This is a genomic window from Planobispora longispora (genome assembly GCF_016863135.1).
In the GTDB taxonomy this organism is placed as follows: Bacteria; Actinomycetota; Actinomycetes; order Streptosporangiales; family Streptosporangiaceae; genus Planobispora; species Planobispora longispora.
On the sequence record NZ_BOOH01000051.1, the window covers coordinates 1 to 22,621 of the forward strand.

Annotated in this window: 24 protein-coding genes and 1 pseudogene; 12 read left to right on the top strand and 13 right to left on the bottom strand. The window is 70.5% G+C overall.

Annotated elements, in window-relative coordinates:
- The 3 genes from Plo01_RS30095 to Plo01_RS30105 all read right to left on the bottom strand — a co-directional run.
- Nucleotides 1-1,018, bottom strand: a 1,018-nt coding sequence (locus Plo01_RS30095; RefSeq protein ID WP_203894107.1) for a S1 family peptidase, incomplete at its 3' end; no start/stop codon positions are given.
- 213 nt (nucleotides 1,019-1,231) lie between these two features.
- Complete coding sequence (locus tag Plo01_RS30100; protein ID WP_203894108.1) at nucleotides 1,232-2,599, bottom strand: carbohydrate-binding protein; 1,368 nt, start codon at nucleotides 2,597-2,599, stop codon at nucleotides 1,232-1,234.
- Nucleotides 2,600-2,771: 172 nt separating this feature from the next.
- A complete protein-coding gene (locus Plo01_RS30105; RefSeq protein ID WP_203894109.1) occupies nucleotides 2,772-3,731 on the bottom strand; it encodes a LysR family transcriptional regulator in 960 nt (319 codons plus the stop codon).
- Between the two features lie 136 nt (nucleotides 3,732-3,867).
- Here Plo01_RS30105 and Plo01_RS30110 point away from each other — a divergent pair, with 136 nt between their 5' ends.
- Together Plo01_RS30110 and Plo01_RS30115 are read left to right on the top strand one after the other, a co-directional pair.
- Entirely contained in the window at nucleotides 3,868-4,092 is a 225-nt protein-coding gene (locus tag Plo01_RS30110) for a DUF6158 family protein (RefSeq protein WP_203894110.1), read from the top strand.
- 48 nt (nucleotides 4,093-4,140) lie between these two features.
- Nucleotides 4,141-4,380: a helix-turn-helix domain-containing protein gene (locus tag Plo01_RS30115; protein ID WP_203894111.1), complete on the top strand. Its 240-nt coding sequence runs from the start codon at nucleotides 4,141-4,143 to the stop codon at nucleotides 4,378-4,380.
- A 37-nt stretch (nucleotides 4,381-4,417) separates the two neighbouring features.
- Here Plo01_RS30115 and Plo01_RS30120 read toward each other — a convergent pair whose 3' ends face one another.
- Entirely contained in the window at nucleotides 4,418-5,239 is an 822-nt protein-coding gene (locus tag Plo01_RS30120; protein ID WP_203894112.1) for a patatin-like phospholipase family protein, read from the bottom strand.
- A 52-nt stretch (nucleotides 5,240-5,291) separates the two neighbouring features.
- Nucleotides 5,292-5,714, bottom strand: coding sequence for a PPOX class F420-dependent oxidoreductase (locus Plo01_RS30125; protein WP_203894113.1), 423 nt, complete (start codon nucleotides 5,712-5,714; stop codon nucleotides 5,292-5,294).
- A 49-nt stretch (nucleotides 5,715-5,763) separates the two neighbouring features.
- Between Plo01_RS30125 and soxR the strand changes: the two genes are divergently transcribed.
- Together soxR and Plo01_RS30135 are read left to right on the top strand one after the other, a co-directional pair.
- A complete protein-coding gene (gene soxR / locus Plo01_RS30130; RefSeq protein WP_203894114.1) occupies nucleotides 5,764-6,255 on the top strand; it encodes a redox-sensitive transcriptional activator SoxR in 492 nt (163 codons plus the stop codon).
- 63 nt (nucleotides 6,256-6,318) lie between these two features.
- The gene (locus tag Plo01_RS30135; protein ID WP_239317352.1) at nucleotides 6,319-6,540 is read left to right on the top strand and encodes a hypothetical protein; all 222 of its coding nucleotides are present in this window, start codon (nucleotides 6,319-6,321) and stop codon (nucleotides 6,538-6,540) included.
- 105 nt (nucleotides 6,541-6,645) lie between these two features.
- Here Plo01_RS30135 and Plo01_RS30140 read toward each other — a convergent pair whose 3' ends face one another.
- Both Plo01_RS30140 and Plo01_RS30145 read right to left on the bottom strand, forming a co-directional pair.
- Nucleotides 6,646-7,524 carry a sugar phosphate isomerase/epimerase family protein gene (locus Plo01_RS30140; protein WP_203894115.1) on the bottom strand — a complete coding sequence of 293 codons (879 nt, stop codon included), beginning with the start codon at nucleotides 7,522-7,524 and terminating at the stop codon, nucleotides 6,646-6,648.
- A gap of 3 nt (nucleotides 7,525-7,527) precedes the next feature.
- Entirely contained in the window at nucleotides 7,528-8,433 is a 906-nt protein-coding gene (locus tag Plo01_RS30145; RefSeq protein WP_203894116.1) for a phosphotriesterase family protein, read from the bottom strand.
- A gap of 325 nt (nucleotides 8,434-8,758) precedes the next feature.
- On the opposite strand from Plo01_RS30145, the gene Plo01_RS30150 reads away from it, so the two are divergent.
- The 3 genes from Plo01_RS30150 to Plo01_RS41140 all read left to right on the top strand — a co-directional run bounded on the left by Plo01_RS30150 (nucleotide 8,759) and on the right by Plo01_RS41140 (nucleotide 12,664).
- A complete protein-coding gene (locus tag Plo01_RS30150; protein ID WP_203894117.1) occupies nucleotides 8,759-11,716 on the top strand; it encodes a cellulose binding domain-containing protein in 2,958 nt (985 codons plus the stop codon).
- A 203-nt stretch (nucleotides 11,717-11,919) separates the two neighbouring features.
- Nucleotides 11,920-12,411 (top strand): TIGR02611 family protein, encoded by a 492-nt coding sequence (locus Plo01_RS30155; RefSeq protein WP_239317354.1) that lies wholly within the window; start codon nucleotides 11,920-11,922, stop codon nucleotides 12,409-12,411.
- A gap of 118 nt (nucleotides 12,412-12,529) precedes the next feature.
- Nucleotides 12,530-12,664 carry a hypothetical protein gene (locus Plo01_RS41140; protein WP_275415439.1) on the top strand — a complete coding sequence of 45 codons (135 nt, stop codon included), beginning with the start codon at nucleotides 12,530-12,532 and terminating at the stop codon, nucleotides 12,662-12,664.
- Nucleotides 12,665-12,926: 262 nt separating this feature from the next.
- On the opposite strand, the gene pdxR is transcribed toward Plo01_RS41140, so the two are convergent.
- The gene (gene pdxR / locus Plo01_RS30160) at nucleotides 12,927-14,342 is read right to left on the bottom strand and encodes a MocR-like pyridoxine biosynthesis transcription factor PdxR (protein WP_203894118.1); all 1,416 of its coding nucleotides are present in this window, start codon (nucleotides 14,340-14,342) and stop codon (nucleotides 12,927-12,929) included.
- A 361-nt stretch (nucleotides 14,343-14,703) separates the two neighbouring features.
- Here pdxR and Plo01_RS30165 point away from each other — a divergent pair, with 361 nt between their 5' ends.
- Nucleotides 14,704-15,684: an AraC-like ligand-binding domain-containing protein gene (locus tag Plo01_RS30165; RefSeq protein WP_203894119.1), complete on the top strand. Its 981-nt coding sequence runs from the start codon at nucleotides 14,704-14,706 to the stop codon at nucleotides 15,682-15,684.
- Between the two features lie 259 nt (nucleotides 15,685-15,943).
- Here Plo01_RS30165 and Plo01_RS41425 read toward each other — a convergent pair whose 3' ends face one another.
- Nucleotides 15,944-16,657, bottom strand: coding sequence for a helix-turn-helix domain-containing protein (locus Plo01_RS41425; protein ID WP_203894120.1), 714 nt, complete (start codon nucleotides 16,655-16,657; stop codon nucleotides 15,944-15,946).
- A 312-nt stretch (nucleotides 16,658-16,969) separates the two neighbouring features.
- Here Plo01_RS41425 and Plo01_RS30175 point away from each other — a divergent pair, with 312 nt between their 5' ends.
- On the top strand, nucleotides 16,970-17,419 hold the full coding sequence (locus Plo01_RS30175; protein WP_203894121.1) for a hypothetical protein: 450 nt from the start codon (nucleotides 16,970-16,972) through the stop codon (nucleotides 17,417-17,419).
- Between the two features lie 116 nt (nucleotides 17,420-17,535).
- Here Plo01_RS30175 and Plo01_RS30180 read toward each other — a convergent pair whose 3' ends face one another.
- The gene (locus Plo01_RS30180) at nucleotides 17,536-18,381 is read right to left on the bottom strand and encodes a class I SAM-dependent methyltransferase (RefSeq protein WP_203894122.1); all 846 of its coding nucleotides are present in this window, start codon (nucleotides 18,379-18,381) and stop codon (nucleotides 17,536-17,538) included.
- 356 nt (nucleotides 18,382-18,737) lie between these two features.
- On the opposite strand from Plo01_RS30180, the gene Plo01_RS30185 reads away from it, so the two are divergent.
- Nucleotides 18,738-19,040 carry a hypothetical protein gene (locus Plo01_RS30185; protein WP_203894123.1) on the top strand — a complete coding sequence of 101 codons (303 nt, stop codon included), beginning with the start codon at nucleotides 18,738-18,740 and terminating at the stop codon, nucleotides 19,038-19,040.
- A 101-nt stretch (nucleotides 19,041-19,141) separates the two neighbouring features.
- Here the strand turns inward: Plo01_RS30185 and Plo01_RS30190 are convergent, their stop codons facing one another.
- Both Plo01_RS30190 and Plo01_RS30195 read right to left on the bottom strand, forming a co-directional pair.
- Nucleotides 19,142-19,426, bottom strand: coding sequence for a hypothetical protein (locus tag Plo01_RS30190; protein WP_203894124.1), 285 nt, complete (start codon nucleotides 19,424-19,426; stop codon nucleotides 19,142-19,144).
- Nucleotides 19,423-19,725 (bottom strand): hypothetical protein, encoded by a 303-nt coding sequence (locus tag Plo01_RS30195; RefSeq protein ID WP_203894125.1) that lies wholly within the window; start codon nucleotides 19,723-19,725, stop codon nucleotides 19,423-19,425. The genes Plo01_RS30190 and Plo01_RS30195 overlap by 4 nt, the downstream gene beginning before the upstream one ends.
- 247 nt (nucleotides 19,726-19,972) lie before the next feature.
- Between Plo01_RS30195 and Plo01_RS30200 the strand changes: the two genes are divergently transcribed.
- Nucleotides 19,973-21,172, top strand: coding sequence for a cytochrome P450 (locus Plo01_RS30200; protein ID WP_203894126.1), 1,200 nt, complete (start codon nucleotides 19,973-19,975; stop codon nucleotides 21,170-21,172).
- 320 nt (nucleotides 21,173-21,492) lie between these two features.
- On the top strand, nucleotides 21,493-22,152 hold the full coding sequence (locus tag Plo01_RS30205; protein WP_203894127.1) for an alpha/beta fold hydrolase: 660 nt from the start codon (nucleotides 21,493-21,495) through the stop codon (nucleotides 22,150-22,152).
- A gap of 99 nt (nucleotides 22,153-22,251) precedes the next feature.
- Here the strand turns inward: Plo01_RS30205 and Plo01_RS30210 are convergent.
- Nucleotides 22,252-22,570: pseudogene (locus tag Plo01_RS30210) on the bottom strand (helix-turn-helix domain-containing protein); the annotation flags it as partial.
- Between the last annotated feature and the right edge of the window lie 51 nt (nucleotides 22,571-22,621).

A 22,621-nucleotide genomic window follows, 5' to 3' on the forward strand; every position in this document is an offset into this window, starting at 1 on the left:
CCGTGGTGCGGGTCACGCCGGTGATGGTGCCCTCGGGGTAGGTGACGCTGGTGTTGTGCTGGCTGATCGTGCCGCAGTGGTAGCCCGTCGTCGAGCCGGAACGGCAGATGGACGAGCCGACGGCGCGCTGGGTGGAGCCGCGGACCGGCAGGATGCCGGAGTTGTAGGCGTTGACGACGCCGGTGGGCGTCCACTGGCTGTTGACCTCGACCCAGGCGTAGTCGTTGCCGGGGAAGGACGATCCGCGGAAGGTGCCCTGGGCCACCCGGTTGTAGCCCTGCGTGGCGGTGCCGACCCGGCCGCAGTGCCCGGCGGTGACGAAGCCGCCCTGGCTGCCGGCCTTGGTCACCGAGAAGCCGACCGAGCAGCGCCCGCCCATGTAGTAGGCGTCGCCGCCGCGCACGTCGTAGAACGGCTTGGGGTCCTCGGTGGAGGCCTCGACCCGCAGGAGCGAGGCGTCGAGGCCGCTGCCGTTCACGAACTCCTGGGCCTCGGCGGTGTCGCGGGCCAGCACGACGACGCTGTTGTTCTGCACGTCCACGTACCAGGACGGGATGGATTTCGGCGCGCTGCCGGCGAGTTCGTCGAGCCTGGCCTTGGCGGCGTCGAGCGCGGCCAGCGAGTGCTTGACGAGCTTGGCCTGCGCGCCGGCCTTGAGGATGTCGGCGACCCGGGTGGAGTCGCTGGTGGCGACGATCAGGTCGGCGGTGGGACCGGCCAGCCAGAGCCCGGCGAAGTCGTCGGCGAGCTGCCGGGTGAACACCGACTCGACCTTGGCCGCGGCGGCCTCGTTGACCAGGCGGGCCTTGGCCTGCTCGCCGGTGATGCCGAGGTCGCGGCTGAGGGCGTCGATCATTCCGGGGTCGGTCTGGGTGGTGGCCGCGGCCTGAGCCTTGGCCTGGGCGTACAGGGACTCGGGGGCGGATGAGCCTCCGGGGCCCGTGTGGGCGATGGCGGGGGTGGCCACCAGCGTGAGGGTGAGCGCGAAGCCCGCCGTCACGGCACTTCTGCGGAGCATGTGATCTCTCCTCTGTTGGGGGGTGCGCCGTCAACGTAGCCGCGCCAACGAGGAAAGCGGGTCTACCACTTCGCTCCTATCGCCGCGTTATGGTCCCTTCTGTCGTGGTCACTTCCGCAGTCTCTACGCGGACCCGGGCTGGGAGAGCCGCGGCCCTCCCAGCCCGGAGCGCGGAGCCGGGTCAGCGGATGCCGTGCCGGAGTCCCCGGGGGATCAGACGCGCTGCCACAGGGCGGGCACGTTCGGCGGCTCCCAGCCCGGCAGGGAGGTGTGCGCCTGCAGGCACCGGTAGGTCGCGCCGCCGTAGGTGACCTGGGCGCCCGCCGCGTAGGCGGTGTTCGGGGCCCAGGTGCCGCCCGGCTGCGTCACGGTCGGCGTCGGGCTGGGCTGGCCGCCGGCCACCGCCAGCGTCAGGCCGTACGCCGAGAGGATCTCGTTGACCGGCTGGTGGTAGGTGGTCCCGCCGGAGGAGCAGGTGCCCGAGCCGCCGGAGGTGACGCCCTGGGCCTGGTCGCCGGAGATGTAGGAGCCGCCGGAGTCGCCGGGCTCGGCGCAGACCGTGGTCCTGGTGACCCCGGTGATGGTGCCCTCGGGGTAGGTGACGCTGGTGTTGTGCTGGCTGATCGTGCCGCAGTGGTACTGGGTGGTGGAGCCGGAGCGGCAGATGGAGGCGCCGACGGCGCGCTGGGTGGAGCCGCGGACCGGCAGGATGCCGGCGTTGTATCCGTTCACCACGCCCGTCGGCGTCCACTGGCTGTTGACCTCGACCCAGGCGTAGTCGTTGCCGGGGAAGGACGAGCCGCGGAACGTTCCCTGGGCCACCCGGTTGTAGCCGCTGGTCGCGGTGCCGGCCCGGCCGCAGTGCCCGGCGGTGACGAAGCCGCCCTGGCTGCCCGCCTTGGTCACCGAGAAGCCGACCGAGCAGCGCCCGCCGGAGCCCATGTAGTAGGCGTCGCCGCCGCGCACGTCGTAGAGCGCCCGGGGCTGCTCGTCCGACTGCTGCACGCGCACGAGCGAGGCGGCCAGGCCGCTGCCGCCCACGGCGTCCCGGGCCTCGGCGGTGTCGCGGGCCAGCACGACGACGCTGTTGCTCTGCACGTCGACGTACCAGAGCGAGGCCGCCCGGGAGATCTCCTCCGCGCGCCGGTCGAGCTCGGCCTTGGCCGTCTCCAGCGCGGTCAGCGAGTGCTTGACGACCTTGGCCTGCGCGCCGGTCTTGAGGATGGCGGCGACCTGGCTGGAGTCGCTGGTGGCGACCACCAGGTCGGCGGTGGGACCGGCCAGCCAGAGCCCGGCGAAGCCGCCGCCGAGCTGCCGGCGCAGGACGGGCTCGACCTTGGCCGCGGCGGCCTCGTTGACCAGGCGGGCCTTGGCCTGCTCGCCGGTGATGCCGAGGTCGCGGCTGAGGGCGTCGATCATTCCGGGCTCGGGCCGGACGGCCGCCGCGGCCTCCGACCGGGCCTGGACGTATATCGGCTCGGGGGCGGACGAGCCGCCGGAGACGGCGTGGGCGATGGCGGGGACGCCCACCAGCGTGAGGGCGAGCGCGAGGCCCGCCGTCACGGTGTTGCTGCGGAGCATGTGATCTCTCCTCGTGTTCAGGGGGTGCGCCGTCACGGTAATGGCGCCGACACGAGGAGCGGCTCTCCCAATTTATCCCTATCTTTGAGTTATAGCCCTCTTATAGAGCAATGGGACTCCTTGTTGGCCTTTCGGGGATAATGCGAAGTTATACCGTTTCCATCGGGCGGCGTTATGGAACGGTGCCGAATTGCGGGTTGTCCGAGAGCCAGGCGGCATAGCGGACGCTCCGCCGTACGGCATCGGCGTGCGCGGCCTTGGCGTGCTCGGCGATCGCCGGGACCAGCCGCGCGGTGGGCGCCTCCGGATGCCAGCCGAGCAGCTGCCGCCAGCGCAGCGGGGCCCCCGCGATCGGGACGAGCCGCAGGCCCGCGGAGGGCTGGAAGGTGGCCTGGCACAGCACCGCGGCCCGGCCGACTTTGGCCAGGTGCATGCACGTGGCCACGTCGGTCTCGTAGATGGTCCGGGGGGTGAAGCCCTCCCGGGCGCAGGCCGCGGCGAAGCAGTCCCCGAAGCAGCCGTCGCCCGGGGTCACCGCCCACTGCTCCCCGGCCAGCTCGCCCAGGGCCACCTCCTGTCTGCCGACCAGCGGATGGTCATCGTTGAGCAGGACGAAGACGGGGTCCGTGCCCACGGTCAGCCACGCCACCGGTCCTTCCACCGGCGGCGGACTCTCCCCGCAGGCGCCGATGAGCGCGAAGTCGAGCCGGCCCATCATGACCATCGTGGTGAGTTCCTTGGCCGACCAGGAGGTGCAGGTGGTCACCGGCGTCGACGGCCAGGCCGTCGCGAGCCGGTCCACCAGCCCTCCCAGGATCGGGCCGTTGGTGGCGCCCAGCCGGTAGCGGGGGATCTCCCCGCCGGCGTTGGCGAGCCGTACCGCCTCCTCCTGGAGCTCCTGGGCGGCGGGCAGCAGCACCCGTGCCCTGGACAGCACCAGTTCCCCGAGGGGGGTGGGCCTCGCGCCGTTGTGGTCGCGGTCGAAAAGAGTTCCCCCGAGCACCCGCTCGATCCGCTTGAGCTGCGCGGTCAGCGCAGGCTGGGCCAGCCCGAGATGGGTGGCCGCCTTGGTGACGCTCCCGGCCTCGGCGACCGCGCGCACGATCCTGAGGTGTCGGAGCTCGAGATCCATACCGGGAAGGTAAGGCCCTGACGGTATGCCCGCAATCTAAATCAGTCATGAAATCTGACTCAATTTCGTGGAACGATGCCAAATGCCGGATGCAATGGAGAGGTGAGCACGTCGCGGGACGGGGTAGGCGGATCCCATGACGACGATGGGAATCGATCCGAAGGACCTGACGGAGGACGACCTCCTCCGTGAACTGCGGCACCTGCACGCCACCCGGACCGACGCCTTCCTGCACGGTTCCAGCGACGCCCTCGCCCGCCACACGTCGCGGACCGAGGAGCTGGAAGAGGAGTACCTGCGCCGCCATCCCGAGCGCCAGGTCGATCCCGAGCGGCTGCGCGAGGGAGCCAGGCAGCGCTGACCGGTGGCGGACGCAAGACCACCGGGCCCGATCCGAGGAGGTACGGCCATGCACACCCAGCACGACGTTCAGGCCATGTCCACTGACGACACCACCGTCTACGAGGCGGTGGCCGCGCTCGCCACGGACGGCCACGCCGCCCACACGGCGGACGTGGTCCACATGACGGGCCTGCCGGAGGAGACGGTACGGCGCAGCCTCGCCTTCCTGACCGAGAACGGCTGGCTCAAGTCCCGCGGCGGCATCTACGTGCTCGGCCCCCACGACTGGGAGGTCGACTACCGCTGACCGCCCGGCGGCCCGCTGACGACCCGCAGCGGGGCGGTCACGACCAGGTTTTGGCCACGGTCTCGGCGACCGCCGGGGCCTGGGCGAGACCGGCGTCGAAGGCCGGGCGCCAGAGCGCGGGGTCGAGGACGTTCGCGCCGAAGACGGCGATGGACGCCTCGTCGGGGACGATGTGGGCGACCACGGCGTCGCCGAGCTCGGCGATCTCGGCCTGGAAGCGCGTCCGCGGCGAGAGGTGGGCCATCGGCTCCAGCAGCACCACGGCGGACGAGCCCGCCGCCAGGTCGGCGTTCGTCGCCGAGCGCACGCCCCCGTCCATGTAGCGGCGGCCGCCGATCTCCACCGGGGGGAAGACGCACGGCACGGCGCAGCTGGAGGCGACCGCCGAGACCAGGGACGCTCCGGCCTCGCGGTCCCAGACGACGAACTCGCCGGTCGCCGTGTCGACCGCGGTGATCAGCAGCCGGCGCTCCGGCCACTCCTTTATCGGCAGTCGTTCCCCGATCGTCTCGATCCTGGCCCCGGTGTCCGGTACGGCCAGCGCCATCTCGCCCACCCGCCGGCGGGCCTCCCGCGGCTCCAGGGAGGGGTCGAACAGGATCCCGAAGGTCGCCATGACCGCCTCCATGTCGACGGCGGGGACGGTGGCCTCGGTCTCCGACTCGGCCTGCGCCGCGACCGCGCTCTCCAGGTCCGCCCCGGTGGCGACGAGGGTCCCCACCACCGATCCCGCCGAGGTGCCGACGATCAGATCGGCCACCCCCAGATCCAGGCCCGCGCGGCGCAGGCCGGTGAGGACCCCCGCCTCCCACGCGATTCCCGCCACGCCTCCGCCGCCCAGCACCAGTGCTCTCGTCATGCGCCCCATTCTCACCTGATCCGCCCGGAAGACGCACGGGCGGATCCCGGGATCAGACGTCGCGCCCCCGCATGCCGTCCTGCGCCGGATCGACGCCCCACGAGATGATCCGCTCCGGGCGGATGCGGATCACCTCCCTGCTGAGGTACGGCGAGGGCGGCTCGTGATCCTCGACGGCCTCGGCCCTGCCCCGGATCTCCACGCCCCGCACCCGCCAGGGGTCGGTCGAGGCCAGGTCGTCCACGACGAACGCCGCCCGCCCGGTCGCCCGGACGTTGCGGAACTTCTTCGTCGCGCCCATGGCGCGGCCGTAGATGTCGATCGTGCCGGTCTCGGGGTTGTAGGAGAAGCCGGTGGGGCTGTTCTGGACGGCGCCGTCGGCGCTCACCGTGGCCAGGCGGCCGAGCCGCTGGGAGGCGAGATAGTCGAGCTCCGCCTGCGTGAAGACCTGGACGGGCCGTTGTGTCGTCGTCATGGCTCCACGGTGCAACCTCAATCCTGGTTGAGGTCAACTAGGGTGGAACGTGTCCCAGAACTCTGAGCTCACGGTCGGGCAGGTCGCCGCCCGCAGCGGGGTCGCCGTCTCGGCCCTGCACTTCTACGAGGCCAAGGGCCTGATCCGCAGCCGCCGCACGGCGGGCAACCAGCGCCGCTACACCCGTGACACGCTGCGCAGGATCGCCTTCATCCGGGTCTCCCAGCGGGTCGGCATCCCGCTGAAGACGATCCAGCGCGCGCTGTCCGCACTGCCGGACGAGCGCACCCCGAACCGGGAGGACTGGACCCGGCTCTCGGAGATGTGGCGCTCGGAGCTGGACGACCGGATCCGGCAGCTCCAGCGGCTGCGGGACGGCCTCACCGACTGCATCGGCTGCGGCTGCCTGTCGCTGGACCGGTGCGCCCTGGCCAACCCCGAGGACGTGCTGGCCGCCCGGGGGCCGGGGTCGCGGCTGATGGTCGTCCCGCGCGCGGCCGAGGACTGCTCACCGTGCCCGGACCCCGAGCTGCTGCACTAGTGCACAGCGCGGTGTTTCCCTTGCGGAGCAAGAGTTAGGCGCTCTTCTGCGTACGGTCCTCACGTGGAGTATCCGGAAGGGCTCTTCGCGTCCGGCGCCGAGCTGGACACGGGGATGACCGGCAAGCAGAGGGTCAGGACCCGGCTCGCCGTCGACGGGCCGCTGATCGCCCAGATCACCGAGCCGGACGCGGAGGTCGATCTGGAGTCGCTGTTCGCCTTCGGCCTGGCACGCCTGCTGGACGGCCTGACCACCGTGATCACACCCCGGGAGGCCCGCCGGTGACGTGCGCGCCAACCGCGCCCGGCTCCGCGCCGGGCGGATCCCGTGCGCGGAGAGCCAGGCGCGGCCGGCTCAGACCCCGTGCGCGGAGAGCCAGGCGCGGCCGGCTCAGACCCCGTGCGCGCGGAGCCAGGCGCGGTTGGCGCGCTGGTCGTCGAGGACGCGTTCGAGGTCCTGCCCGTAGGCCGGGGCGTCCTGCTCCACCACCAGCCAGCCCTCGTAGCCGTCGAGCTCCCGCAGGACGGCGCGCAGGTTGACCTCCCCGGCGCCGAGGGGGGTGAACGCGCCGCCCGCGACGACCGCCTCCAGATCGCCGCCCTCGCCCCGGATCCGGTCGTGGATCTCCCGGCTGGCGTCCTTGAGGTGGACCTGCCGGATCCGGTCGCGCCACCGCCGCGCCGCGGTCACCGGGTCGCCCCCGGCCAGCCAGAGGTGGCCGGTGTCCAGGCAGAGCGAGACGTCGGTGAGGTCGAGCAGCCGCTCGACCTCCTCGGGGGTCTCCACGAGCGTGCCGAGGTGGGGGTGGAAGACGGGTTCGAGGCCGCGGTCCCGGCAGCGGTCGGCGGCCTCCTGGACCCGGCCGGCGAAGCCGGCCCACTCCTCGCCCGGCAGGCCGGGGGCGACCCCGTCGGCGAAGCGGGCGGGATGGTCGGGGCAGGCCAGGGTGGGCCGGGGCGCGAACCGCGGGTCGTCCACCGGGACGCTCGCGAACACCGTCAGCGCCGCGTCGAGCCCGCCCAGTCCGGCGGCGAACTCGTCGGCGTCCTCGTAGCGCAGGTCGATCCAGCCGCCGGCCAGGACCATCCCCGTTCTGGCCAGCCGCTCCACGAGCGTCCCGCCGGTGCCGAGATAGCCGATCGGGCCGGAGTCGACGCCGTCGTACCCGGCGTCGGCCAGGGCGTACAGCAGCGCGTCGGGCCCCAGGGGGGCGCCGTTCACCCGGTAGATCCCGAAGTTGACGGGGGCGTTCGCGACCTTGATCGCCATGGCTCACTCCATGCAGGCCAGCCAGCGGAGGGGGTTGTCGTGGGTGATGAGGCGGACGGTCTCCTCGGCGACCCCGGCCTCGCGCAGCCGGGGCAGGAGGGTGCGGAACAGGTGGTTGTAGCCGGGCCCGCCGTACCGCTCGATCTCGGCGACCCGGGAGACGCCGCTGCTGAGCAGGAGCCGGTGGGCGTGGCCGGCCTCGATGAGGTCCAGGGTATCCCTGAGGCGGTCGCCGCTCAGAGAGGTGAGGCAGATGTAACCGCCCGCCTCGGCGACCTTGCGGGGGAGGGCGGGGTCGCTCCCGGCGTCGGAGACGCTGATCCGGTGGGCGGGCAGCCCTTCGGACAGCAGGATCTCCAGCAGGGCCAGGCCGCCCCGGTGGTGGACGGCGACGGGCAGGCCGGAGGAGAGGGAGGCGCGGGCGGCGGCGGCCGCGCAGCGCTCCTCGAGCTTCGTCGGCTCCCCGCTCCAGGCGCCGATCTCACCGATCACGCCGGGCCGGGCGCTGGTGCCGTCCATGCCCTCGCCGATCTCGGCGAGGAGGTGCTGGGTGAGGACGTCCACGCCGGCGTCGAGCGCCCAGGAGGGGATGAACGGGGCGGCGAAGAAACCGGTCCCGGCGACCACGGAGACCCGGCTCCCCGCGGTGATCCTGGCCAGCGCCGAGGCGTCGCGGCCGGTGCCGATGGAGCTGAGCTCGACGATCAGGCTGAGGGCGTCGGACTGGCGCAGCCCGCGCAGCTCCGTGCTGACGGCCTGCTCCTCGTCGAGCCAGCGGTGCGGGTCGGACTCGATGCCGACCGCCCAGCGCAGGTCGTTGCGGAGATGCTCGCCGGGGAGGACGGCTCCCTCGATCGCGTCGAGCGCGACGGGGCCGGTAAGGGTTCGGACATGTGGAGCGTCGGGCATGAACGGACATTAACCCATATTTAGGGTAAATATCTCCGAACTCCTCAGGGTTTTACCTTCGGGTTGTTACTTGAGGTTTCAACTTATTACCTTCCGTGAACCCCGTCCCCCGCTCGGGGTGCGGGCGGAGTGATGAAACTTACATCCGCCCGCCTTCTCATGCTCGGCTTTTGTTCGTTGACTGTTCAAACTATTGACGGCATTTGAGGGCGCGTGTGACCCTCTGGGCGCTCATGCACGCGCGTCACGGGCGGTCCAGGGTCAGGCTCCCGCTTCCTGGCCGTGCATGGCGGTTGTCCATTGCCTTGCGGAGGGAAAGCCGTACATGCGAAGAAGACTGGTCAGCGCGCTCGCCGCCGCGGCGGTGACGTGCGCGGCGGTCGGCGCGGCCGTCACGGGACAGGCCGCGGCGGCCACCACCACGGCCGCCACGACCGCGGCCGCCGCCGAGACGAACGAGTGGAAGAACGTCAGGATCGACGGCGGCGGGTTCGTGCCGGGGATCGTTTTCAACCAGACCGAGAAGAACCTCGTCTACGCCCGCACCGACATCGGCGGCGCCTACAGGTGGGACCAGGCGACCAAGACCTGGATCCCGCTGCTCGACTGGGTGGGCTGGGACAAGTGGGGCTACAACGGCGTGGTCAGCCTGGCCACCGACCCGGTGGAGACCGGCCGGGTCTACGTCGCCGCCGGGATGTACACCAACGACTGGGACCCCAACAAGGGCGCGATCCTGCGCTCGGCCGACAAGGGCAAGACCTGGCAGGCCACCGAGCTGCCGTTCAAGCTCGGCGGCAACATGCCGGGCCGGGGCATGGGTGAGCGGCTGGTCGTCGACCCCAACGACAACAGGGTCCTCTACCTGGGCGCGCCCGACGGCAACGGCCTGTGGCGCAGCACCGACAAGGGCGTCACCTGGGCCAAGGTGGCGAGCTTCCCCAACCCGGGGAACTACGCCCAGGACCCGAACGACCCCAACGGCTACCTGAACCACCGGCCGGGCGTGGTCTGGGTGACCTTCGACCCGGCCTCGGCGACGGCGGGGCAGACGACGAAGAAGATCTACGTCGGCGTGGCCGACAAGGAGAACACGGTCTACAGCTCCTCCGACGGCGGCGCCACCTGGTCCCGGGTCCCCGGGCAGCCGACCGGGTACATCGCGCACAAGGGCGTGCTGGACCACAAGAGCGGCACCCTCTACATCGCCACCAGCGACACCGGCGGGCCGTACGACGGCGGCAAGGGCGACGTGTGGAAGCTGAACACCGCCACCGGGGCGTGGACGCAGATCAGCCCGGTCCCGTCCAGCTCGGCCGACGACTACTTCGGCTACAGCGGCCTGACGATCGACCGGCAGAACCCGAACACGATCATGGTCGCCACCCAGATCTCCTGGTGGCCGGACGCCGTCTTCTTCCGCTCCACCGACGCCGGCGCGACCTGGACGCGGATCTGGGACTGGAGCTCCTACCCCAACCGGACCAAGCGCTACACGATGGACATCTCCTCCGCGCCGTGGCTCACCTTCGGGACGAACCCGCAGCCGCCGGAGGAGACGCCCAAGCTCGGCTGGATGAACGAGTCGCTGGAGATCGACCCGTTCGACTCCAACCGGATGATGTACGGCACCGGCGCGACGATCTACGGCACCGAGGACCTGAAGAAGTGGGACACCGGCGGGACGTTCACCATCAAGCCGATGGTGCAGGGCCTGGAGGAGACCGCGGTCCTCGACCTGATCAGCCCGCCCGTCGGCGCGCCGCTGGTCAGCGCCCTCGGCGACCTCGGCGGCTTCCGCCACGACGACCTCACCAAGGTCCCGCCGAAGATCTTCACCACCCCGGCCTTCACCTCGGCCACCAGCCTCGACTACGCCGAGGCCAACCCCTCGGTGATCGTCCGCGCGGGCAACTTCACCGACGCCGACCGGCCGAACGACAGCCACGTCGCCTTCTCCACCGACGGCGGCGCGAACTGGTTCCAGGGCACCGAGCCCGCCGGGATCAACGAGGGCGGCACCGTCGCGGCGGCGGCCGACGCCTCCCGCTTCGTCTGGGCGCCCAAGGGCGTGGCCGTGCACCACTCGGTGGGCTACGGCAACAGCTGGACCGCCTCCACCGGCATCCCGGCCGGCGCCGTGGTGGAGTCCGACCGGGTGAACGCCAGGAAGTTCTACGGCTTCAGCGCCGGGAAGTTCTACGCCAGCACCGACGGCGGCGCCACCTTCACCGCCACCGCCGCCACCGGCCTGCCCGCCGAGGGCAACGTGAAGTTCAAGGCCGTGCCCGGCCACGAGGGCCACATCTGGCTCGCGGGCGGCGATCCCGCCCAGGGCGCGTCCGGCCTCTGGCGCTCCACCGACGGCGGCGCGTCCTTCACCAAGCTCTCCGGGATCACCCGCGGGGTGAACATCGGCTTCGGCAAGGCCGCCCCGGGCAAGAGCTACCACGCGCTGTACGCGGTCGCCACGATCGGCGGCGTGACCGGCGTCTTCCGCTCCGACGACACCGGCGCGACCTGGGTCCGGGTCAACGACGACCAGCACCAGTACGGCAACATGGGCGAGGCCCTGACCGGCGACCCCCGCGTCTACGGCCGCGTCTACCTCGGCACCAACGGCCGGGGCATCGTCTACGCCGACACCGGCGGCGACACCCCGCCGCCCCCGGACGACACCGTCCCGCCGTCCAAGCCCGGCAAGCCCGCCGCCTCGGCGATCACCTCGACCGGCGCCGCGCTGACCTGGACGGCCTCGACGGACAACGAGGGCGTGGAGGGCTACGACGTCTACCGCGAGGCCGGGGCGACGGACGTGAAGGCGGGATCCTCCGCCGCCGCGTCGTTCACCCTCACCGGCCTGTCGGCCGACACCTCCTACACCTACTACGTCGTGGCCCGCGACGCCGCCGGCAACACCTCGGCCGCCTCCGACCCGGTCACCTTCACCACCGCCTCCGGCCCCGGCGGGGGAGAAGGGGGCTGCACCGCGACCTACAAGGTCACCGGCTCCTGGCCCGGCGGCTTCCAGAGTGAGGTGACGGTGAAGAACACCGGCGCCGCGGCCGTCTCCGGATGGACCGTCGCCTGGTCGTTCCCCGACGGCCAGAAGATCACCCAGCTCTGGAGCGGCACGCACACCCAGACCGGCGCGGACGTCACGGTCAAGAACGCCGCCTGGAACGGCGCGCTGAAGGCGGGCGCCTCCACGGCGTTCGGCTTCACCGGGACCCTGACGGGCGCCAACGGCGTCCCGGCCGCCGTCACCTGCACCGCGAGCTGACGGCCCGCCCGTCATCCGCGGTCCGTCCGTACGGCGCGACGCCCGCCGTACGGACGGACCCCGCCCCTCCCCGGAAGGCCCCGGCTCCCCGGAAGGCCCCGGCCTCGCCCCTCCCGAGGTGCGAGGCCGGATCCGTCCAGGGGAGGAGCAGCATCCGCCCGCGCCGACCTATCCTGGAACGAAACCGACCAGCGGGGGAGCGCGTGGCGATCTCAGACAAGACCCAGCAGACCGGGGACGGCGCCGAGCCGGTCGCCCCGCCCGGCGACGCCGAGGCGATGAAGGAGCAGGCGGCCGAGCGCTCTCCCATCCGCTCCGGCCTGCACGGACGGCTGGACGCCATCAGGGCCACCCGCACCGGCCGGCTCACCCTGAAGATCGTCATCGGCGCCATCGGCGGCGTGCTGGTCGTCGCGGGACTCATCATGGTCCCCTTCCCCGGCCCCGGCTGGGCGGTGGTCTTCGCCGGGCTGGCGGTGCTGGCCCTGGAGTTCCACTGGGCCCACCGGCTGCTGGAGTTCGGCAAGCGGACCCTCTCCGCCTGGATGGTCTGGCTCGGCCGGCAGAACTGGTTCGTCAAGGCCTCGGTCATCCTCGTCGCCGCCGCGACCGCCACCGCCATCGTCTACTTCGGCATCAAGCTCAGCTTCGACATCGACCTCCTCGTCGAGGCCCAGAAGCTCCTGCGCCTGTAACGCACCCGTCCTCCCTCCCAGACCGGATGGCCGAGAGGCGTGACACGCCCCGGCCGCCGGCGAACGCGTACGGCTCGGCCTCGACGCCGTCGCACCCCTGACCGCATGGAGACCGTCTGTGCACGATGCCCCCCTGTTCGAAGCGCTGCTCATCGGAGGCCGTTCCGGGGTCGACATCGCACGCGACGTCATCGCCGCCACCGGCTGGTCAACCGAGAAGCCCCGGCCTTCGGACGACGACCTGGACGAGTAAGTCCTGAAGTGGAGATAGGTCAGGGTCGATGACTGGCTGAAGGCCGCCGGCCGCCCGGCCCGGTGGGCAAGCCATTCCAGGACCTCCGCTTCGGGCGGCATCAGCTGTAGGGCCCACCGGCTGCGGGGCCGGTCGTGATGGCTGCCCGAAGCACCGCGGCCGGGCCGACCGCAGGCCACGGTGCTCATCCTCTGCCCAGCCGTACCGTCCCGGGACCGGGGCGGGAACGACGGGGGAGGACCCCTCATCGCGCCGCTTCACGTCATCGGCCGGTGAGAGCGGTGAGACCGGTGGCCAGAGCATCGATCGCGGCGGCGACCTGCTCGGTCGGCAGGGCGCCGAAGCCGACGAGGAATCCCGCGACCGATCCGGGCACTTGGTAGGTGCGGCGCAGGGAACCGATCAGAACGCCATGCGGCAACAGGTTCTGGCACACGTCGGCCTGCGCCGCGCTGCGCGGACCGGTCACCGCCAGGTGCAGGCCGGCCTGGGCCGGCAACGGCCGATACCCGGCCGGGAGCCGGTCGAGCAGTTCGCGGTGGACGCAATGGAAGCGCGGGGTGTAGGCCGCGCGCATGCGCCGCAGGTGGCGGCCGAGATGGCCTTCGTTGATGAAGATGGTCAGGGCCTCCTGGGTGCCGAGCGGAGGGCACCAGTCGATGGCCTGGCGCACCGTGGCGAGGGCCGGTACCAGCGCCATCGGGGCGACCAGGAAGCCCATCCGTAACGCGGGACTCAGGATCTTGCTGAAGCTGCCGACGTAGATCACGCGCCCGTCGCGGTCGAGGCGGTGCAAAGGCTCCAGCGGGCGCGCGGTGTGCCGGAACTCGCTGTCGTAGTCGTCTTCCACGATGGCCGCGCCGTGCCGGCCGGCCCAGCGCAGCAGCTGCAGCCGGCGCTGTCCGGACAGCACCCCGCCCAGCGGGTACTGGTGGGAGGGGGTGACATACACCAGTCGCGCATCTGCTGGGATGGCGTCGACGACGATGCCGTGACCGTCGACCGGCACGCCTACCGCCTTGATGCCCTGGGAGCGCAGCAGTTCCCGCACCGGCGGGTATCCGGGCTCTTCCACACCGGCCACATCGCCGGGAGACAGCAGCACCCGGGCCACCAGGTCGATCGCATGCCCGGTGCCGGCGGTCACCACTATCTGCTCCGGTACCAGGGTGATGCCCCGCGAGCCGGTCAGCCAGCGCGCCAGCGCGGCGCGCAGGTCGGCGCTGCCGGCGGGCTCGCCGTATTGGGCCCAGGCCCGGCCCAGGCCGGCCAGTACGCACCGGCGCCAGATGGCGGCGGGGAACAGCTGCGCATCGATGCGGCCGGGCCGTAGGTCGAAGCGGGCCTGCCCCTGCGGGTCGTCGTCGTAGCGCCGCAGGGCCGCGCTGCACGGCGTCGGGGCGAGCGCACCGGGCGGCGGCGTCTGCGGGCAGGGCCCGTGTTCGTCGGAGACGACGGTACCGCCGCCGGCCCGGCCTTCGATGTAGCCCTCCGCGGCCAAAGATCCGTAGACGTCGGTGACCGTGGAGCGGGCGATGCCGAGCTCGGCCGCCACAGCCCGCGACGGCATCAGGCGATCGCCCGGGCCCAACTGCCCGCTCAGGATCGCCGCCCGGATCTGTTCGTACAGCTGCCGGGTCAGGCTGCGCTCATCGTCGGGATCGATGAACAGCTCCATCGCCCACTCCAACTTGGTCGGGTCGGAAGTGCCGTGTTTGGACCTGTTGAGAAGGCCGTGTCCACCGTAGCGTCGCACTCGAAGACGGCGCAGCCCCCGCTGAACGGCGGGCCGCGTATGCCGGAACGAGCTGACGGGCTGTTCGCTCGCACGATCAGTGATCGGACGCTGCGCGTCCCACCTGCCGGACAGCAACGTAGTTGCTTCCGCACAGGTGCAGGCGACCGCCAGAGCCCGTACCTGGCCTGCCGCCCGTGCCGGCACGCCTGATCTCCGGCTGCAGCCGAGGGATCGCCAACTACAGGACGAGTCCACAACGTTCACCGAGGACGGCCGTTATGGCTGTCGACTGGAGTGGGTCATGGACGTGGTCAGCACCGCCGAAGTCCCGGCACAGGAACGCTTCGCCTTCTGGCGCGAGGTGAGCTCCACGACCTGGGTACCCTACGACACGCGCTGCCCACCGCACCTGCGAGACCGCTTCCAGGCGCAGATCGGGTGCCGCCGGCTGGGTCCGGTACAGGCCACGCTGATGACCACCACGCCGTATGCGATCCACCGCACCCCCAAGCTCATCCGCCAGACCGACCCGGAGGTCTACAAGCTCTGCTGTACCGTGCACGGTCACGGTGTGGTGACCCGAGATGACCGGCAGGCCGTCTTCGGAGCCGGTGACCTGGTGTTGTATGACACCTCGCGCCCCTACCGGGCCGAGCTGGCAGTCGACATCCCGGCGATTCAGATGCTGGTCCTGCAGTTTCCGCGCTCGTTGCTGCCGTTGCCCTCGCGGGACCTGCGGCGCCTGGGCATGGCCCCCATTGCGGGCATCCAGGGGATCAGCGCGCTGACCTCGCAGTTCATGCTGCACCTCGCTAAGCACATGGATGAACTCACCCCCTCCGACACCGCCCGGCTGTCCACGCTGACGCTGGATGTGCTGACTGCGGCGCTGGCCGGTGCGCTGGACGCTCACGGCTCGGTATCGCCCGAGAGCAGGCGGCGCGCCCTGCTGGCCGAAATCCACGCCTTCATCCTGACCAACCTCGGCGATGCTCACCTGAACCCGGAGCTGATAGCCGCGGCCCACCACATCTCGCTGCGCTACCTGCACAAGCTGTTCCACGATGACGGGCACACCGTCGCCGGTTGGATCCGTCGGCGCCGCCTGCAGCGCTGCCGACGCGATCTGGCCGACCCCCGGCTGGCCGCCCATTCGATCACCGCGATCGCGGCTCGGTGGGGTTTCACCAGCCCGGCGCACTTCAGCCAGGCATTCCGCAGCGCCTACGGCCTCTCCCCGCGCCAATTCCGCCAGCAGTGCGCGACGGTGCACGCTGACTAAAACCCTGTGCGCGCAGGTGAAAGACGCATCCCGGCCATGGCATGCACCATTTAAAGGAAATCACAGCGAGGGTCACACGCGGGAAAGTCGCTGCAATGAAATGCGAGCTGAGAAATCGTTGCAGGCAAGATGCGCAGGCTCGGAACCGTGCTTGGGAGCGACAACCCGGATGCGATGACCCGTCTCTCGTTAGTCATCGGCGAACTCGGCAATAGGGACGGAGGAAGGAAGGTAAGCCCTGTCCGCTCATTATTCAATGCTACGGAGGTGGAATACCATGATTAAACGAATACTCGGCGCTGCGATCACGCTCACAGCGACCGCTGGCCTGCTTGCGGCGCCGACTGCGGCATCCGCGTCTAGCGAGGCGACGCGTCTGGGCACCTGCACATACTCGGCGCGCAAGCCGGTCCTCGCCGGAGGAACGATCTTCGCGTATGCGCCATGGAGATGCGGGATGGCGCCCGACGAAGTGACAGTCATGTACGTTGAGATTTTCCGGGACGGCCGCTCGGTAAAATTCGCCACATTCTCGCGCTATGGCGTTTTTAGCCAGACAAATGCCACAGGTGTACCGTGCATAGCGGGGGTGCACACCTATAAGGTGCGGACGTTCGGCTGGTCTGGAGACCAACCCACCAGCTGGCTGCCGAAAGATAGCCCAACCTACACGAACACATCCGGGAGATGTTCCTGAGAAACCTCCTGTGAATCTTCCTCTCAGAAGCTCGGCCTGCTCACCGATGGGGTAGGCCTGGCGCACCGAGGCCGGGCACTTGGAGGCCGGTGCCGCCCGCCCGCCGCGGGCCCAGGTGCGGCGCCGGCGGTTGGCCGACATCCGGCTGACCCGCATTGCTTTGGCCACCTGGGCATCGGTGTCGCCGCGGGCGAACAGCTCGGCCGCGCGCAGCCGGACGTGTTCACGTTTGGTTCGTTGTTGGGCGGTCAGCCCGCCGCCTTGCGTGTACCGCATGCTCTGGGCATGCCATCGCAACCCGAGACGGTCACATGATCGCTTAACGCCACGAATTGAAGGTCAGTTAGAGGGCGTTTTGTGAGGGGGCTCGCTTGGCGGCCGCACGGGAAGTGCGGGCCGGTGATGCTCCTGCTGCTGGGCGGGACTCTCGTCGCGGCGGCGCTGGGCCACCGGTTCTCGAGGAGCGCAGGCACCGCTCCGAGGTTGTGGCCATGTGCCTGCGGTGCGGGGAACCGCCGGATGCGGGTTTCTGACCGGGGAGGGGCGGCAGGCCGTACGGGATCATCAGGGATCACTGTCGCGCCGACGATGCGGTACCTGACCGGCCTCGATGTCGAGGTGCAGCAGGCGGTGCTGGGGACACCGGGGATCCGCCAGCGGTCGTCGAGCGATGACCGGAACGAGCCCTCATCACCAGCCGCCCGAGCCTCGGCGGCAGGTGGCGCAGCACCTCTACATCGAGGCGCCGACCTACTACCGGCCCCAGCAGGCCGATCCCCCGGCGGTGTTCCTGGTGGGGGGATCACCGGGGTCGAGCGGTGGCAGATCGAGGCCCTGCACCACATCCGCGACGTCAGCTACGGCGAAGACGCCTCCCAGATCCGCACCGACAGCGGACCCCGGGCCATGGCCACCCTGCGCAACCTGGCCATCGGCATCTTGAAAACGGCCGGGCACACCAGCATCGCCGCCGCCTGCCGCCACCACACCCGGGACGCCACCCGGATCCTCGAAATCCTGGGACTGCGCCCAGCATGAATAAAACGGACCTGACGCGACCACGCCGAGGCTCTGGAGGTTGCTGTACTCCTCGGCCGTACCTTCAGCGCCTGGCCCTCGGAGAGGGTGAAGTCGCCGGATGTGGCTGCGTTCGCTCAGGTGACCCGCGCGGTCACCAGGGTCTCGAAGGTATAGGGCCGCAGCCCATCGGTACGGCCGGCGAAGTACCGCTGCTGGAGGTCTGCACGTGCGGGATGGTCCACGACCTTTAGCCCGCACCGGCTGATCAGCCTCTCGATCTCGATTACCGGCCAGCCGGGCTGAAGAGGTTCGCCGACAGAAGCCGCGATCGGCGTGTAGATCCGGGCGAATTCCGTTCCCACGTCGTCCAGCACACAGTCCTCGGCCCGGTAGGAGAACACCACCTCAGACCCGGGAGCAGCCGCCGCGATCATACGCAACGTCGACTCGATCGCCTGTGCCGTCAGATAGGGAGCGACACCCGTCCAGCAGAACATCGCCGGCTGCGCCCAGTCGAACCCGGCCGCGCCCAGGACATCCCGAACCGGTTCGGCCTCGAAATCAACCGGCACGAACACCTGCGAGTCGCTGAGCGGCAGGCCGAGCTCCCTGACCCGCTCGAGCTTCCATGCCTGGGAAGCAGGATGATCAACCTCGAACACCGTCAGCGAGCCGAGCAGATCCGGCTGCCGCCACGCGAACGAGTCAAGCCCCGCGCCAAGAATCACGTACTGCGTGAAGGCGCCAGCAGCCAGCCGGTCCTCGGCGTACCGGCTGCGGGTGCAGACAGCCGTGCGGGACTCGCGACGGACCGGGCCGGGGAACAGCGGATCGAACCGGTCTCGCAGCTCCCGCCATACCGGGCCGACAAGCACCAGGGCCAGCACATCGTCCAGTACCCACGGCGACGCCGTCTCCAGGCGAAACAATCCACGTGACACGGCCGCAAACATCGCCGTCCTGCTCGGCGCGCTCTCCATGCATTCCTCCTCGCCGGCCAGAACCCACGCGCGCCCACTCTGCGCACTTCACAGGATGCGCCTGAATCACCCTGACGGCCACAGCCAGATCACCTGCCGCCATGATCTGCTCACCATCGGGATCCTCCGAAACGGCCGGGCGCACCACCATCACAGCCCCCTTGCAGGCACCACGCCCGGGACGCCACCAGACCCCTCGAGACCCTCCAACTCGACCCAGCATGAATAACACGGACATAAAGCGACTATGCCGGGGCCTTGGCTGGGCGAAGGCCGACCGGTCGTGGTGGGCGCGGATCCGGGGTTCCCCCGCGAGCCCGACGTGCGGAGGCTCTGCCAGCTGAACCGGCCGGGCGGTGCTGGGCTGCCCACCCCACTGCCCAGACCCCGAACGCAACCGCTACCTGATCCACCTGGCCCGCTACCACGGTGTGCCGGTCTACCGGACGCCGGCCGAGACCGTTGAGGCGGCACTCGCCATCGTCACCTTTTCGGATCCCGCCACTCATCTCCCGCCCGCCTATCAGAAGGCGGTCAAGCCGTTCCAGGACCTCCGCAAGCTGCTTCTGGTGGCCGTGGAGAACCCCGAGTGCGCGACAGAGCTGATCAAGGTGGTGGAGATCGCCTTGAATGAGCTCCGCGCAGAGAACCCCACATAGTTGATCTTGTCTTACGTGTAAGGAAAGATCAACAAGCGGACGGGTGGGGGCCGCACGGCTTCCGCCCGTCGCAGTCTCACCTGCCGTCGGCATCGCCCGGCTCACAGGTGAACGAGCTCCAGATGGTCGTATCCGGCCCAGCCTGCGGGGTCAGCCGTCAGCACCGGCCAGCCCCGGCTGACGGCCAGATGCGCGGTGTGGGCCAGATGCAGGGGCACATCGTGCGGCCGGGCGGCGAAGCGGGACTGCGCCGCGACCCGGAATGCCTCCCGGCCGGTGTGATCGGCGACCTCGCAGGCGCGAAAGCCATACAGCCACATCACCCGCTCGTCGGCGTCGAGCAGGTGCGGGACCGCGGTCAGGTCCGCCGCATACCCGCCGATCACGCGACGTGATTGCGCGCGGCCGCCTCCCAGGCGGCATGCATGCGCGCTACGAGATCGGCGCGGCGCTGGTCATAGCCTTCGGGGTCGGCAGAGCGCACGGCGGCGAGCTCGGCCTTGAGCTGTTCGCGTGACCAGCGGTCGGCATCCAGGGCCGCGCGGGCCGGCTCGGCGAAGAAGCCGGAGACGTTACCGCTCTCGCCGAGCAGGGCCCGGATCTCCTCGTGGAGATCGTTGGATTCAAGCGCCAGCGCCTGACCGCCCTGGACTGCTGCCCGCCGCCCCGTCCTTCCTCTCCCCATCGTCCTCCTGCGCGGCCTCCGGCACGCTCGGCCGACGCCGGCGCCGGCTGTCCCGGGTGCTGTCGTAGCGCACCGGGCGGGTGGTGTCAGCGGCCGTGTCAGCACGACAACGGTCCGGTGTCAGCGCGGTCGGCGATGGTGGATGCCAGGAGCGGTTCCGCGGCCGCGGCCTCGGCTGCGGAAGGCGCACACAGGCAAGATCGTGTGCCTGACGCCGTGAGGTGAACCCGGCGACGAGAGGATGACCATGGAACACACCGTCACGACACTGCCGACGGCGCGTCAGTCCGGCTGCCCCTTCGACCCGCCCAAGGAGCTGGTCCAGGCCCGCGAGCACAGCCCGATCAGCCGCTTTCCCTTCCCCGACGGGCACCAGGGCTGGCTGATCACCGGATACGACCTGGCCAGGTCCGTTCTGGCCGACTCGCGGTTCAGCTCGCGCAAGGAGTTCATGCGCCACCACCCGCTGATCGACTACGGCGACATCGAGATCCCCCCGGCGCCGCCCGGCGAGTTCCTCCTCATGGACGATCCGCAGCACAGCCGCTACCGCAAGCCGCTGGTGGGCAAGTTCACCGCGCGGCGGATGCGGCTGCTCACCGAGCGCATCGAGCAGATCACCACCGAACACCTGGACGCCATGGAGAAGGCCGGACCGCCGGCGGACCTGGTGACCGCCTTCGCCAGGCCCGTCCCCGCCATCGTGATCTGCGAGCTGCTCGGGGTGCCGTACGAGGACCGGAACTCCTTCCAGGAGCACATCGACAAGTTCCTCGGCGGAGAGGCCGGTGACGAGGAACTGTTCGCGGCCTACACCGCGACCCAGAGCTATCTCGCCGGGCTGGTCGCCGCCAAGCGCGCCAACCCCACCGACGACGTGCTCAGCGACCTGCTCGACAGCGATCTGACCGACGAGGAGCTGCAGGGGATCGCCCTGATCCTGCTGTCGGCGGGCTTCGACACCACCGCGAACACGCTGGCGCTGGGCACCTTCGCACTGCTGCAGAACCCGGGCCAGCTGGCTGCGCTACGCGCCGACCCCACGCTCACCGACCGGGCCGTGGAGGAATTGCTGCGATACCTGAGCGTCGCCAAGATGTTCATGAGAACGGCACTGGAGGACATCGAGCTGGGCGGCCGGACCATCGAGGCCGGTACGACGGTCATCCTGTCGCTCAACACCGCCAACCGTGACCCCGAGCGCTTCACCGATCCCCACGTGCTCGACCTCGGCAGGCAAGACGGCGGGCACCTGGCCTTCGGCCACGGCGTCCACCAGTGCCTGGGCCAGCAGCTGGCCCGCGTCGAGCTGCGGGTGGCCCTCCCCGCGCTCCTCAACCGCTTCCCCACCCTGCGCCTGGCCGTACCGGCCGAAGAGGTCGCCCTGCGCCCGGAGATCGCCGACATCTACGGGGTGAAGAGCCTCCCGGTCACCTGGGACGTGTGACCGCAGGCCGGAGAAGGCACCGCCGCCCGACCCGCACCGGGTCGGGCGGCGTCCCGACCTGCGGTCAGCCGACGTGGACCGGCGGGCGGCGGGCGACATCCGGTTCGGGCCTGGCCCAGCGCCTCGCGGGTCAGCGGCGGGATGTCGCCGCCGCGCTGCCCAGCACGAGAGTCTGGAACCGATGATCGCATTGTTCGGCCATCAGCCAGGTATCCCGGGATGGACAGCGGCACCCGCTGCGGCTTGGATACAGAGCGTGGTCAACATGCGTAGATCCCTCACGGCCCTGGCTGCTGTCGGCGTCACCGTTGGCCTGGCCAGTGCCACCTACCAGGGGTGGGGCTCGGCTCGGGACCGTCGCCCTGGCCGGGCACTCCATCGGCGGCTACCTGGTGCGCCTGTATGCCGCCGCCCACCCCGAGCAGGTGGCGGGCGTGGTGCTCATCGACTCCAGCCACCACGAGCAGTTCCAGCGCTTCGCCCACTACCGGGCCGAAATCCTGTGGCGGGTGGTTATCGAGCGCCTGCGGCCCTACGGCCTGCGGCGCCTGGCCATCGACCTGGGGCTGGTCGATGAGATCGGCCAGCAGGCCGGCCGCCGTTATCCGGCGGAGTTCGCCGGGACCGGGGTGGCACTGTCCCTCAGCGACCGGCGACACCGCGCCGACCTGTGGGAGATGCTGGCGTGGTCACGCCTGGCCGCCCAGACCGGCCGGAGCGCCGCCTCACTGGGGCAGATTCCGCTGACGGTGGTGACCTCCAGCGAGCTGACTCCCGATTGCACCACCGCCCGGCAGGACGCCGATCGCCGCTCCTGGTACCCGCTCTGGTCCGAACTCCAGCGGGACCTGGTCCGCTTGTCCACCGACAACTTTCACCTGGTAGCCGAGAACGCCGGGCACTTCGTCCACCGCCACGACCCCGACCTGGTGGTGAAGGCCCTGGTAGAGCATGTCCACCGCGGACGCCACGCTCGTTAGCTCAGGGCATTGTCGAGATATCCCTGGACGGGTGTGTGCGGAGACCGGCACCTGCTCATCACGCTCGGTATCGCCGAAGACCTGGAAGCCCGTGTAGTGCAGCGCGGCCACCGAGATCCGGCCCGCGCGCAGGCTTGGCACCTTGACCACCGGCGTGGCCCCGCGCGGGGCCCGGGTCCGAGCCACTGGCGCTCTCAACGTCCGGCCGCACTCGTCTTCGAAGCAGACCCAGGCATCCAGGTCCGCCGCGGGCCCAGGTGCGGCGCCGGCGGTTGGCCGACATCCGGCTGACCCGCATTGCTTTGGCCACCTGGGCATCGGTGTCGCCGCGGGCGAACAGCTCGGCCGCGCGCAGCCGGACGTGTTCACGTTTGGTTCGTTGTTGGGCGGTCAGCCCGCCGCCTTGCGTGTACCGCATGCTCTGGGCATGCCATCGCAACCCGAGACGGTCACATGATCGCTTAACGCC

What these genes read in the sequence shown, in the direction of transcription:
- Plo01_RS30200 (WP_203894126.1), top strand. Translation starts at nt 19,973, where the DNA reads ATGGAACACACCGTCACGACACTGCCGACGGCGCGTCAGTCCGGCTGC.
- Plo01_RS30100 (WP_203894108.1), bottom strand. Translation starts at nt 2,599, where the DNA reads ATGCTCCGCAGCAACACCGTGACGGCGGGCCTCGCGCTCGCCCTCACG.
- Plo01_RS30195 (WP_203894125.1), bottom strand. Translation starts at nt 19,725, where the DNA reads ATGGGGAGAGGAAGGACGGGGCGGCGGGCAGCAGTCCAGGGCGGTCAG.
- pdxR (WP_203894118.1), bottom strand. Translation starts at nt 14,342, where the DNA reads ATGGAGCTGTTCATCGATCCCGACGATGAGCGCAGCCTGACCCGGCAG.
- Plo01_RS30125 (WP_203894113.1), bottom strand. Translation starts at nt 5,714, where the DNA reads ATGACGACGACACAACGGCCCGTCCAGGTCTTCACGCAGGCGGAGCTC.
- Plo01_RS41425 (WP_203894120.1), bottom strand. Translation starts at nt 16,657, where the DNA reads ATGCGGTACACGCAAGGCGGCGGGCTGACCGCCCAACAACGAACCAAA.
- Plo01_RS30150 (WP_203894117.1), top strand. Translation starts at nt 8,759, where the DNA reads ATGCGAAGAAGACTGGTCAGCGCGCTCGCCGCCGCGGCGGTGACGTGC.
- Plo01_RS30110 (WP_203894110.1), top strand. Translation starts at nt 3,868, where the DNA reads ATGACGACGATGGGAATCGATCCGAAGGACCTGACGGAGGACGACCTC.
- Plo01_RS30120 (WP_203894112.1), bottom strand. Translation starts at nt 5,239, where the DNA reads ATGACGAGAGCACTGGTGCTGGGCGGCGGAGGCGTGGCGGGAATCGCG.
- Plo01_RS30165 (WP_203894119.1), top strand. Translation starts at nt 14,704, where the DNA reads ATGGACGTGGTCAGCACCGCCGAAGTCCCGGCACAGGAACGCTTCGCC.
- Plo01_RS30140 (WP_203894115.1), bottom strand. Translation starts at nt 7,524, where the DNA reads ATGGCGATCAAGGTCGCGAACGCCCCCGTCAACTTCGGGATCTACCGG.
- Plo01_RS30115 (WP_203894111.1), top strand. Translation starts at nt 4,141, where the DNA reads ATGCACACCCAGCACGACGTTCAGGCCATGTCCACTGACGACACCACC.
- Plo01_RS30145 (WP_203894116.1), bottom strand. Translation starts at nt 8,433, where the DNA reads ATGCCCGACGCTCCACATGTCCGAACCCTTACCGGCCCCGTCGCGCTC.
- Plo01_RS30180 (WP_203894122.1), bottom strand. Translation starts at nt 18,381, where the DNA reads ATGGAGAGCGCGCCGAGCAGGACGGCGATGTTTGCGGCCGTGTCACGT.
- Plo01_RS30175 (WP_203894121.1), top strand. Translation starts at nt 16,970, where the DNA reads ATGCGGTACCTGACCGGCCTCGATGTCGAGGTGCAGCAGGCGGTGCTG.
- Plo01_RS30105 (WP_203894109.1), bottom strand. Translation starts at nt 3,731, where the DNA reads ATGGATCTCGAGCTCCGACACCTCAGGATCGTGCGCGCGGTCGCCGAG.